14 protein-coding genes are annotated in these 11627 nt (G+C 55.7%); 13 read left to right on the forward strand and 1 reads right to left on the reverse strand.

The window, feature by feature from the left end; translation table 11 throughout:
• Nucleotides 1–62: 62 nt before the first annotated feature.
• Nucleotides 63–989 (reverse strand): LysR family transcriptional regulator, encoded by a 927-nt coding sequence (locus ORY85_RS07860; RefSeq protein WP_274572519.1) that lies wholly within the window; start codon nucleotides 987–989, stop codon nucleotides 63–65.
• Nucleotides 990–1194: 205 nt separating this feature from the next.
• On the opposite strand from ORY85_RS07860, the gene mdcA reads away from it, so the two are divergent.
• From mdcA to aroG, 13 genes are all read left to right on the forward strand, one after another.
• On the forward strand, nucleotides 1195–2871 hold the full coding sequence (gene mdcA / locus ORY85_RS07865) for a malonate decarboxylase subunit alpha (protein ID WP_274572520.1): 1677 nt from the start codon (nucleotides 1195–1197) through the stop codon (nucleotides 2869–2871).
• Nucleotides 2871–3761 (forward strand): triphosphoribosyl-dephospho-CoA synthase, encoded by an 891-nt coding sequence (locus ORY85_RS07870; protein ID WP_274572521.1) that lies wholly within the window; start codon nucleotides 2871–2873, stop codon nucleotides 3759–3761. The genes mdcA and ORY85_RS07870 overlap by 1 nt, the downstream gene beginning before the upstream one ends.
• A gap of 64 nt (nucleotides 3762–3825) precedes the next feature.
• Nucleotides 3826–4122 carry a malonate decarboxylase subunit delta gene (locus tag ORY85_RS07875; protein WP_274572522.1) on the forward strand — a complete coding sequence of 99 codons (297 nt, stop codon included), beginning with the start codon at nucleotides 3826–3828 and terminating at the stop codon, nucleotides 4120–4122.
• Nucleotides 4122–5015, forward strand: coding sequence for a biotin-independent malonate decarboxylase subunit beta (locus tag ORY85_RS07880; RefSeq protein WP_274572523.1), 894 nt, complete (start codon nucleotides 4122–4124; stop codon nucleotides 5013–5015). The genes ORY85_RS07875 and ORY85_RS07880 overlap by 1 nt, the downstream gene beginning before the upstream one ends.
• On the forward strand, nucleotides 4969–5784 hold the full coding sequence (gene mdcE, locus ORY85_RS07885; RefSeq protein ID WP_274572524.1) for a biotin-independent malonate decarboxylase subunit gamma: 816 nt from the start codon (nucleotides 4969–4971) through the stop codon (nucleotides 5782–5784). Before ORY85_RS07880 ends, mdcE begins: the two co-directional genes overlap by 47 nt.
• Nucleotides 5778–6404 carry a malonate decarboxylase holo-ACP synthase gene (locus tag ORY85_RS07890; protein WP_274572525.1) on the forward strand — a complete coding sequence of 209 codons (627 nt, stop codon included), beginning with the start codon at nucleotides 5778–5780 and terminating at the stop codon, nucleotides 6402–6404. The genes mdcE and ORY85_RS07890 overlap by 7 nt, the downstream gene beginning before the upstream one ends.
• Nucleotides 6405–6414: 10 nt before the next feature.
• Nucleotides 6415–7344 carry a malonate decarboxylase subunit epsilon gene (gene mdcH, locus ORY85_RS07895; protein WP_274572526.1) on the forward strand — a complete coding sequence of 310 codons (930 nt, stop codon included), beginning with the start codon at nucleotides 6415–6417 and terminating at the stop codon, nucleotides 7342–7344.
• Between the two features lie 71 nt (nucleotides 7345–7415).
• A complete protein-coding gene (gene madL, locus ORY85_RS07900; RefSeq protein ID WP_274572527.1) occupies nucleotides 7416–7808 on the forward strand; it encodes a malonate transporter subunit MadL in 393 nt (130 codons plus the stop codon).
• Between the two features lie 34 nt (nucleotides 7809–7842).
• Complete coding sequence (gene madM / locus ORY85_RS07905; RefSeq protein WP_274572528.1) at nucleotides 7843–8601, forward strand: malonate transporter subunit MadM; 759 nt, start codon at nucleotides 7843–7845, stop codon at nucleotides 8599–8601.
• A 159-nt stretch (nucleotides 8602–8760) separates the two neighbouring features.
• A complete protein-coding gene (locus ORY85_RS07910) occupies nucleotides 8761–9120 on the forward strand; it encodes a VacJ (protein WP_274572537.1) in 360 nt (119 codons plus the stop codon).
• A 44-nt stretch (nucleotides 9121–9164) separates the two neighbouring features.
• Entirely contained in the window at nucleotides 9165–9548 is a 384-nt protein-coding gene (locus tag ORY85_RS07915) for an acyl-CoA thioesterase (protein ID WP_405030354.1), read from the forward strand.
• Entirely contained in the window at nucleotides 9545–10036 is a 492-nt protein-coding gene (locus ORY85_RS07920; RefSeq protein ID WP_274572530.1) for a peroxiredoxin, read from the forward strand. Before ORY85_RS07915 ends, ORY85_RS07920 begins: the two co-directional genes overlap by 4 nt.
• A 227-nt stretch (nucleotides 10037–10263) precedes the next feature.
• Complete coding sequence (gene aroG, locus ORY85_RS07925; RefSeq protein ID WP_274572531.1) at nucleotides 10264–11304, forward strand: 3-deoxy-7-phosphoheptulonate synthase AroG; 1041 nt, start codon at nucleotides 10264–10266, stop codon at nucleotides 11302–11304.
• Nucleotides 11305–11627 lie beyond the last annotated feature (323 nt).

Consider the following 11627-nt stretch of genomic DNA (forward strand, 5'->3'; position numbering starts at 1 on the left):
TGCGGTGACACGAAGCCGTCTGAAAACGCAAAATGCCCGTTTTGCCGTTTTCAGACGGCCTTTTATCCGTCCTTGTCCTTTGTACGACGGCGCGCCAACATTCTGCACTCGGCTGCCAATGCCAATAAATTCGGATCATGTTCGCGGTTTTTCGGTAAAACCAACCCGACTTGTTGGGCGAGCTGAAAAGGCGGTGCCAGCGGCAGCAGGCAGATGGAGTTGGCATGAACCGACGATATCCGCTGCGGCAGCAGCGCGTAGCCGATACCGGCATTGACCATGCCGATTAAAGTAAAAATATCATTGGCTTCATAAACGGTTTGCGGGACAAAGCCTGCCCGGGCAAATAGTGTGGTACTGCTGTTTCGTGTGGCAAAACCGTTGTTCAGACCGATAAATTTTTTCTGTATGAGCCGGTTCAAACCGACTTTTTCTTTTTGGCGCACCAGCGGGTCATTCTGGGGAACGGCAAGACGGATTTCATCTTGAAACAGAGGCAGGGTTTCAAAGTTCCGGCTGATACCGTCCTCCAAAACGATTAAGGCGGCATCCAGTTCGTTCCGTTCGAGTTTGGCCAACAGATGCTCGTTGGAATTGAGCGTCAATTGTATGTTCAGGCTGCTGCGGCGCATTTTCAATCCGCTGATGATTTGCGGAATGGTATCGACAGTAAGCGAATAGAGTGCGCCCAAGCGCAGTTCGTCGGCAGCAAACCCCGCACTGAAGCGGGTTTCCTTAACGGCCTGATGGACGGATGCGACAATTTTTTTGCAGTGCTCCGCCCATACAAAAGCACTGCTCAACGGAATCAGCCTGCGGCCTTCGTGCTTGAAGAGCGGGCAGCGCAGTGCCTCTTCCAATCCATGCAGTGCTTTATGCACGCTCACTTTGCTGATGCCCAGCTTATCGGCCGCTTTGCCTAAGCTGCCTTCTTCGATAAAGCACAGAAAAATTTCGATTTTTCTCAGTGTAATTTCATTCTCCGGCATGATGCTTCTCCTCATGCTGTTTCTACGTCTGGCGCAGTTCCCCGTCATCTGATTTTGGCACGTAATGCGTGCGGGACGTTGGCTGTCCGCCCCGCTAATCGTTCATTTTAAGTTAATCAGTTTAGCTAAAAGTTGATTGATTAGGAAAGAGAGACAGCATTAAATCATGACTCGTCCGCCGGAATGATTCAGGAGAGACACTTCAATGAAAAATAATGATATGGCTGAAAAAAACCGCTGGCAGAAACGGCGGGCGGCAAAGCGCGCCAAATTGGCGGCAGCCGGTATGGCGGACGGCATTGTCGTGCCGTCTGAAAAAACCGTTTCTTTTTTGGAAACGGTTATTGCAAGCGGCGACCGTGTGGTTTTGGAAGGCAATAACCAAAAACAGGCCGATTTTTTGTCCCGTTCGCTGGCGCAGGCCGATCCCGGGCGTTTGAATAACCTGCATATGGTCATTCCGAGCATCAGCCGGCCGGAACATTTGGATCTGTTTGAAAAAGGCATTGCCCGCAAAGTCGATTTTTCCTATTGCGGTACGCAGAGTCTGCGCATGAGTCAATTGCTGGAAGACGGCCTGCTGGAAGTGGGGGCGATACACACGTATATCGAACTGTATGCGCGGCTTTTTATCGACTTGATTCCGAATGTGGTGCTGTGTGCCGGTTTTGCTGCCGACCGGCACGGCAATATTTATACCGGGCCGAGTACGGAAGATTCGCCCGCCCTGATTGAAGCGGCAGCTTTCAGCGACGGTATTGTGATTGTTCAGGTCAATGAATTGGTGGAAGAAACGGCCGACCTGCCGCGTGTGGACATTCCGGCTTCATGGGTGGATTTTGTTGTGGTTGCAGACCGGCCGTTTTACATCGAACCGCTGTTTACCCGGGATCCCAAACATATCAAACCGGTTCATGTCCTGATGGGCATGATGGCGATTAAGGGCATTTACCAACGCCATCAGGTTCAATCACTGAATCACGGCATCGGCTTTAATACGGCAGCCATTGAGCTGCTGCTGCCGACGTACGGCGAATCGTTGGGCCTGAAAGGCAAAATCTGCCGTCATTGGGCTTTGAATCCGCATCCGACACTGATTCCTGCGGTTGAAAGCGGTTGGGTGGAGAGTGTGCACTGTTTCGGTGCGGAATTGGGCATGGAGGATTATGTGGCCGCCCGGCCGGATATTTTCTTTACCGGCAAAGACGGTTCGCTGCGTTCAAACCGGCTGTTGTGCCAGCTGGCCGGGCAGTATGCCGTTGATCTGTTTATCGGTTCGACTTTGCAGATGGACGGCAGCGGGCATTCTTCCACCGTTACCAAAGGGCGGTTGTCCGGTTTCGGCGGTGCACCGAATATGGGACACGACCCCGGAGGACGCCGCCACAGCAGCCGTGCATGGCTGGAAATGCGCAGGCCGTCTGAAAATGAGGCGGAGACGTATCTGTCGCGCGGCAAAAAACTGGTCGTGCAGATGGTGGAAACGTTCCAAGAGGGCGGCAGGCCTACATTTGTTCCTGAATTGGATGCGGTGGATGTGGCCAGGCACGCCGGTATGCCGCTGGCACCGGTGATGGTGTACGGGGAAGACGTTACCCATCTACTGACCGAAGAAGGCATCGCTTACCTCTACCGTGCAGACGGCTTGCGCGAGCGGCAGAATATGATTGCGGCGGTAGCAGGTGTAACCGATACGGGGCTGGCGCAAGATCCTGCAGAGACGCGCCGTCTGCGCAGCAAAGGTCTGGTCGCTTTTCCCGAAGATTTGGGCATCAGCCGTACGGAGGCAACGCGCAGCCTGCTGGCGGCCAAGAATATTGCCGATTTGGCCGAATGGTCGGGCGGGCTGTACCGGCCGCCGGTGAAATTCAGGAGCTGGTAATGGGCGCGGCGGATAGGCCTGCTTTCCTGAACCCGCACATCTTGGCCGCTCTTGCGGTGCAGGCTCTGATTGCTGAGGTCAGGGTAACGCCGAAGCCGGCACTGGTCGATCAGCGCGGCAGTGGTGCGCATGATGATTTGACCCTGGATTTGATGGAGGCATCGGCACACAGTTTGCACGACACGTTCGCCCGAATGGGTGAAGCGGCGGTCAAGCACGGAACCGTCGGGCAGGCTTTGCGCGAAGAAATCGGGGCGATCGGCCGAGAGGGTGAGGCGCAGATGTTGCGTGTCACGCGCGGAGTCAATACACACAAAGGAGCGGTTTGGACGCTGGGGCTGCTGGTAACGGCGGCTGCGCTGGGCCGGGCCGGCGGCGTGCCGGAAGTGTGCCTGCGGGCAGGCCGGTTGGCTGGCATTGAAGACCGTTTTGTTCCGTTTCAGGCCAGCCACGGTCAGACAGTCCGGCAGCGTTATGGCGTCGGCGGGGCGAAGGCACAGGCGCAGGCCGGGTTCCCTGCCATCTGGCGCGCGGGTTATCCGCAGCTGTTCAGGAGCCGGTGCCGGGTGGATGAAAATACTGCCCGGGTCGATGCGCTGCTGGCCATTATGGCCGGGTTGGAAGACACCTGTGTACTGTACCGCGCCGGCAGAGCGGGGTTGAGACGGGTGCAGCAGGGGGCATCTGCGGTTCTGGCTGCCGGCGGTATGGGTTGTGAGGCCGGCAGAAAACGGTTTGATACATGGGAGCGCGGGCTGTTGGCCTTGCGGGCTTCGGCCGGCGGGGCAGCCGATTTGCTGGCAGGCGTATTGTTTGTGGACAGTTTGCTGCACCGGGAAGCTGGAGAATTTGTGTCGCCGGTATGCGGGTTGTCGGGGGAGGCCGTCTGAAAGGGGAAGATGGATTTTCAGACGGCCTGGATAAAGCAATGAAAGTGTGATCGGGAAATGTGATATGGAGCGTTTTTCATTCAGTATACCTGCGGCAGGTACGGCACGGCGTCATGCGGCGGCAGGCTGTGTGGCTTCGGGGGATTTGGAAATCCTGCTTGAACCGGCGGCAGGCGGTTGCCTGCATATTACGGTTATGTCGTCGGTAAACGGCGGCAGGGCGCGCTGGCGTGCGTTGTTTGAGCGTGCATTGTCGGATCGGGCAGTACCTGCCGGCCGGGTAGAAATCCACGATTTCGGCGCCACCCCAGGTGTCGTACGGTTGCGGTTGGCGCAGATTTTTACGGAGGCGGGTGTGTGATGAGCCGTATTCGGAATTTATTGGCCAGACAGAGTTTTGTCGAATTGTCTGCCAGAGAGCGGGCATCGGTTTTGTTGGACGGAGGGAGCGGACGCGAACTGGCGGGCCGTTTCGACCGCATGGTTTCGCCGTGGCTGGTACGGCAGGAGATTGTGCCGCAATCCGATGACGGTGTCGTGATTATGAAAGGTACGGTCGACGGGAAGCCTGTCGTGGTGTCGGCCTTGGACGGCGGCTTTCAGGGCGGCAGTTTGGGTGAGGCGGGCGGCGCGAAGATGGCTGCGGCATTGGAGATGGCCGTGCGGGACAATCAAAACGGTGTTCGGACGGCGGCCGTATTGCTGTTGGAAACAGGAGGGGTGCGCTTACAGGAAGCCAATCTCGGTCTGGCGGCGATTGCCGAAATTCAGGCGGCCATTGTGGCGTTGCGCCAATATGTTCCGGTTGTGGCGGTGATTGCGGGCAGTGTCGGCTGCTTCGGCGGTATGTCGATTGCAGCAGGCTTGTGCAGCCACATTGTGATGACGCCGGAAGGGCGGCTGGGTTTGAACGGTCCCCAAGTGATTGAGCAGGAAGCCGGTGTGGAAGAATACGATGCCAAGGACAGGGTGCTGATTTGGGGGCTGTGCGGCGGACGACAGCGTTATGACAGCGGTTTGGCTGATGTCTGTGTGGCAGATGATGTGTTTCAGATCCGGCAAAGTGTGGCCGCATGTGTGCAGGGCAGAGTGGCGGGACAAGGGCGGTATGCAGCCGGTCATTTTTATTTATCTTGTTTGAACGGGGTCGATACGGAACAGCAGGCAGAACCGGAAGATGTATTGGCGGCCTATGGGAGAAGCGGACATGAAAGCAGGGAAACAGACAGGCAGGCGGGGCAGAATCTGGTTTGATGCGGTGGCTGACGGCATGGTACCGGTGGCTGCGGCCGTTCCGTCGGTGCTGGTGGCATCAGGCCGTCTGGGCGGGCACGGGGCGGCAGTGGTTGCCGTTGTGCCCGATGAAGCCAACCGTTTTGCACGCGCCCGAAACGGCGAGGTCGGCCTACTGGAAGGATGGGCATTGGCCGATGCGGTCGGAAGCGTGGTCGCAGAAGACCGCAGCCGGACGGAAAAGCGTATGGTGGTCTGTATCGTTGATGTGCCGAGCCAGGCATATGGCAGGCGTGAAGAGGCTTTCGGCATTCATCAGGCATTGGCCGCGGCAGTAGACGCATATGCCCGGGCACGTTTGGCGGGCCACCCCGTCATTGCGTTGTTGGTCGGCAAGGCGATGTCCGGTGCATTTTTGGCACACGGTTATCAGGCCAACCGGATAATTGCATTAGATGACCCGAAAGTCATGGTACATGCCATGGGCAAGGAGGCCGCCGCGCGTATTACGATGCGCAGTGTGGAGCAGCTGGAAGCATGGGCGGCGGAAATTGCGCCGATGGCTTATGACATGGACAGTTATGCCTCTTTGGGTTTGCTGTATGCGCGGCTGAAGGTATCTGATCCCGACTGTCCGAGCCGCAGTGATGTGCAGAGTGTGATCGAAGCGGTATCGGCGGCCTGCGGTGATGTGCTCATGAAGGCAAATACCGGATTGTCCGGCCGTCTGAACGGCCGTAACCGGGAGATGACGCGCAAAGTGCGGCAGGCGGTGGCCGAGCAATGGTAGGGCTGCTGCGGCCCCATGATTTATTGTGGGGAATGCGGCCGGAAATGCTGATGCCCGACGCGCCGGATTGGGCTGTGGCGGTATTGTCGGCACAATGGCCGGTTGTGGTACGGCGTGCACGGGTCGGGAAAGGACAGGTTGCGGTCGGCATACGGGGCCGGCGGCGCAGTGAGCGTTATGCTGCGCAGATGCCGCATTCTGCCATCTGCCGGATTGTCAGGCCGGAGGATTTGGCCGCATCGGTTCCTGAGGATTTTCCCGAGCATACGCAGAGGCTGTTGGCGGTCGGACGGCTGATGCGGCGTTGGCCTTGGGTTTGGGGATACGGCGGCAGTATAGGCTTTGAGCTGGCCTGTGGAGAGAAGGTTTCGCGGGCGGACAGTGATACGGATTTGATTGTCCGCACGCCCGTATATGTCGGCCGCGGGCCGGCCCGACGGTTTTTGGCAGAATTGGCAGGTTTGCCGCATCGGGCGGATGTCCAATTTCAGACGGCCTGTGGTGCTTTTGCTTTGCGTGAATGGGCAGGCGGAGGGGCGGTGATGCTGAAAACGGCAGCCGGTGTTTTGCTGACAGACAACCCGTGGGCGGTACTGCCGGCAGATGCGGTGTCAGATTAGGGAATCGACTATGGCAACGGTTTGGGTGTTTCCCGGTCAGGGCGCGCAGCGTGCCGGTATGTTGCACGAGCTGCAACCATACCCGCTGGGGCGTACGTATCTGGCGCAGGCCTCCGATGTTTTGCAGCGGGATGTGATGCAGCTGGACAATGATCGGGCTTTTGCATCTTCCGAGGCCGTACAGATTTGTCTGTTTGCTGCGGGCTATATCGGTGCGGCGGTCATGCGGCAGATTGGCGGCCTGCCGGATTATGTGGCCGGTTTGTCGGCCGGAGCATGGACGGCGGCAGCGGTTGCGGGGGTATTGGATTTTTCAGACGGCCTGCGTCTGATGGCTTTGCGCGGCAGACTGATGCAGGAGGCCTACCCCGGGGGGTATGGTATGACGGCAGTCATCGGAGCAGACCGCCGGCGTGTCGGCGCATGGGTTGCCCAAGTGCACAGTCTGGAAAATCCTGTTTATACGGCGAATTTTAATGCACCGGATCAGACGGTGATTGCCGGTAAGCAGCAGGCGATGCGGCAAGTGGCCGGATTGGCCAAAGCAGGCGGTGCGGCCGTCAGGCAGTTGGCCGTTACGGTGCCGTCGCACTGCGAATTGCTGGCGCAGCAGGCAGCACAATTGCAGCAGGCTGTACGGCAGGTAGTGTGGCACGCACCGAAAATCCGCTATTTAAGCGGCAGCCATGCCCGTATGCTGGTTTCGGCAGACAAAATTGCCGATGACCTGGTGTTCAATATGTGCCGGCCGGTTGATTGGGAACACACGCTTCAAGCTGCCCGGGAACGCGGCATCCGGCTGCAAATCGAGATGCCGCCCGGCTCTACGCTGAGTGCGCTGGCGCGCAGGGCTTGGCCGGAGGGAACAGTTGCCGCCATGCAGGATACTCGGCTGGATACATTGGCCGCTTTGATGAGGAGGGAAAGAGAAACAATATAAATGGCACATTGATACTGAAATCATATATTGACAACAACATAACAGAGCAACCAAAACAGAGGAGCAAGCAAATGATTATCTATGGAACGGCCATTCTGGCCGCCTGCCATCTGCTGGGTGAATACTTCGGCAACACGCTGGGTCAGTTTTTGGGCGTGAAGGCCAATGTCGGCGGCGTAGCCATCGCCATGGTTTTGTTGATTGCCGCCAAAGAATATCTGGCACGGAAAGGTCTGATGCCGCAACCGACCCGCTTCGGCATTTTATATTGGTCGGGTCTGTATATACCGATAGTGGTCGCCATGTCGGCCGGGCAGAATGTGGTATCCGCCTTGTCGGGCGGTACGGCGGGCATACTGGTGGCAGTAGCTTCATTGGCCGGTACGGTATATTTGATCCGCGTTATGAATAAAAGCGGACATGACAGTGCATATAAATGGCCGTCTGAATCGGAAACACAATAAAAAACCGCCGTGTCGGCGGATAAGGAGAGAAGAGATGGAAACGCTAATGAGCATTTTGAGTAAAAATACCTTGGTAACGGCATTGGCTGTAACCGGCCTGATGATGTTTGTTTCCCACTTGCTGTCGAAATATTTGACACGCGGCAAACTGCAAAGCTCGGCTATCGCCATCATGCTGGGTCTGATTCTGGCCTATATCGCAGGTACGTTTACCGGCGGCAGCAAAGGTGTCGCGGATGTGTCCGTTCTGGCCGGGTTTGCATTATTGGGCGGCGCGAGCATTCGGGATCTGGCCATCGCCTCCACGGCATTTGAAGTTGATGTGAAAGAAGTCAGGCGGGCGGGCAGAATCGGCATTTTCGCCTTACTGCTTGGCTGTATCGTTCCGTTTGCCATCGGAGCGGCAGTGGCGTGGCTGATGGGATACCGGGACGCGGCATCGATGGCTACGATCGGTGCCGGTGCCATGACCTATATTGTCGGCCCGATTACCGGAACGGCCGTCGGTGCGCCGTCGGAGATTATTGCACTCTCAATCGCCATCGGGCTGATTAAAGCCGTATTTTTTATGGTGTGTACCCCGCTGCTGGCCAAATTTATGTATTTGCACAGCCCCCGTGCAGCCATGATTTTCGGCGGCCTGGCAGGCACGACCAGCGGCGTGGCCGCCGGTTTGGCGGCAACCGATGTCAGACTGGTTCCGTACGGCGCACTGGTAGCCACATTCTATACGGGTCTGGGCTGCCTGCTGGCACCGTCCGTGTTCTTTCTGGCACTGACACCGTTTTTCTAGGCCGTCTGAACGGGAGCGGGCGGCACAGACAATAAAGTATGCGGTATCGGTAAGAAATACGGATAGCGGTTTTGCTGCAAATCTGTAAAACAGATGACGTAAAAAGCGTTTAAGATTATGATTCAACTGTCCGAGGGGCTGTCAGATAAGGAGCAGATGATGTATGAAGTGAACCGCAGCGTATTTTTACTGGTGCCGCTGGAACCGTTTTGGTTTTGGCTGCAATCTGTCGGTGTCGATTTGGACAACATCGGCTTGGAAGATTTGCAGGCCGATGCCAATGCGTACCTGGTGAATCCGTGCGACAGTGCCGATGAGGTGTGGGAAGAAATCGAATCGCGGGTGGAAGAGATTTTTGCCGCCGAACTGGCCGACTGGTGTGAAGACGAAAGTCTGTGGCCGGATCTGCATCCCGATATTTTTACCGAATGGTTCGATATCCAGTTGTCTACCGTCGTTACCGATCTGACAGCCGAGCCGTTGGTGCGTGAAGCATTTCAGCCGATTGCGCTGAATTGAAGCAAATGGAAGCAAGCAAAAAAGGAAGCTGCCGCATGAGCATTATTCAAATTCCCGTACGCGGTTATCATCTTGACGGCTACCGTCACGTCAATAACGCGCGTTATCTCGAATTTCTCGAAGAAGCCCGCTGGGCTTATTTTGAAGAACACAATCTGTTGCCGCTGTTGGGCGATATGCAGATTGTGGTTACCCGTGTCGATATCCGCTACCGCCGCAGCGCGACATTCGGCGACGTACTGCACTTGCGTACCGGAATTGCCGCTATCGAACCGCGTCAGGTGGTTGTACGCCAAATCATCGATTTCAACGATGACGGCAAACCGGCCGCAGAAGCAGAAGTCACTTTGGTGCCGGTAGCGGGCGGGCGCGGGGCAGATTTGCCCGATGCGCTGTACCGGAAACTGCAACAGATGGCGGCCGAATGAAGAAAATCCTGATAATTGCCGCAGTTGCGCTGATCGGCGGCCTGCTGGCTTATGTCCTGATGCCGAAATATCGGCCGGCCCCCGCGTTTTCCCTGCAAAGCCTGCAAGGGAAAACCGTCAGTAACGCCGATTTGCAGGGCAAGGTAACCTTTATCAATTTTTGGTTTCCGTCCTGTCCCGGCTGCGTCAGCGAAATGCCGAAAATCATCAAAATGGCAGGGGATTACCGCAATAATCCGCAATTCCAGATTTTGGGCATCGCCCAGCCTGTCGATCCGATTGAAAGCGTACACCGCTATGTTGCCGAATACGGCCTGCCGTTTACCGTGATGTACGACCCCGAAGCGAAGGCTGGGAAAGCATTTGAAACCTATGTTTATCCCACCTCGTTTTTGGTCAATAAAAAAGGCGAAATCTTAAAAACCTATGTCGGCGAACCGGATTTCAATCTGGTTTATCGGGAAATCGATGCTGCATTGGCCAAATAAGCCCGTTGAATTACCGAAGGCCGTCTGAAAACCGCCCGTGTGTTTCAGGCGGCCTTCGGCATAAAATATCAAAAAAAAGAGAAATTCGAAAAATAAAATAATCAAAAAACAGAATAAACAGAATCAAAGCAATTTTATATTAAGAAAATCGGGATTCAGCTTGCCAAAAAAATTCTGCTCGGTTATGCTCAACACATTAAAACATAAATAAAATACAGAAAGCCGACATGAACCGCCTGCAAAAAACCGATGATGTGCGCATCAATGCCATTGACGAACTCCTGCCGCCGCTGGCGCACCTTTATGAACTGCCGATTACCGATCAGGCAGCCGAACTGGTTGTCAAAACCCGTCGGGAAATTGCCGATTTAGTGAGCGGGAAAGACAATCGTTTATTGGTCATCATCGGCCCCTGCTCCATTCACGACCCCCAAGCCGCCGTCGAATACGCCCAACGCCTGCTGCCCCTGCGCGAAAAATACCGAGACCGCCTGCTCATCGTCATGCGTGTTTATTTTGAAAAACCGCGCACCACTGTGGGCTGGAAAGGGCTCATCAATGATCCGCACATCGACGGCTCATACGACATCAATTTCGGCCTGCGCCAGGCACGCCGGCTTTTGTTGGCACTGAATAATCTGGGAATGCCTGCTTCTACCGAATTTCTCGATATGATTACGCCCCAGTACTATGCCGACCTGATTGCCTGGGGCGCAATCGGCGCGCGCACCACGGAAAGCCAGGTACACCGTGAACTGGCCAGCGGCCTGTCCTGCCCCGTCGGATTCAAAAACGGAACTGACGGCAATTTGAAAATCGCCATTGATGCCATTGGTGCCGCATCACACCCGCACCACTTTTTATCCGTTACCAAAGCCGGCCATTCCGCCATCGTCCATACCGCAGGCAACCCCGATTGCCACGTTATCCTGCGTGGCGGCAAAGAGCCGAATTACGACAGCGCAAGCGTCAAAGCCGCTGCCGAACAACTAAGCAAGGCCGGTGTCACCCCCAAATTAATGGTCGATTTCAGCCATGCCAACAGCCGCAAAGACTATAAACGCCAGATGGAAGTTGCTGCAGATATTGCCGGACAAATCCGTAACGGCGAGCAAAATATCATGGGTGTCATGATCGAAAGCCATCTGGTCGAAGGCCGCCAAGACAGACCCGAAATTTACGGCCAAAGCATAACCGATGCCTGCATCGGCTGGGACGACACCGAAGCCGTTTTGGCTCTATTGGCCGATGCCAAGCAGGCCGTCTGAATGTCATTAAGCATTTGCCCAGGCCGTCTGAATCGGTAATACAGACGGCCTATGTGCTATCTGACTGGATGCCGGACAAGTATCCGGCATTACCTAAGAATCGGGCAAAAAAGCCCTATCAGCCATAGATACTTAATGTTAAGCACGCCTCTGTTCTTGGGCGTCATGGATGTTTTTTTAAGGAGTAGGTCGGATACTGGTATCCGACATTTACCTTCTTGCCTTATTTCCCTATTTCCCCTTTTTATCCGGCAGCCATAGCAGACTAACCTGCACAGAGACTGGCGGAAGGGAGATTTTTCGGAGGGAGGTTTTTCTAAAAA

The sequence above is a fragment of the Neisseria leonii genome (assembly GCF_028776105.2).
Lineage (GTDB): Bacteria > Pseudomonadota > Gammaproteobacteria > Burkholderiales > Neisseriaceae > Neisseria > Neisseria leonii.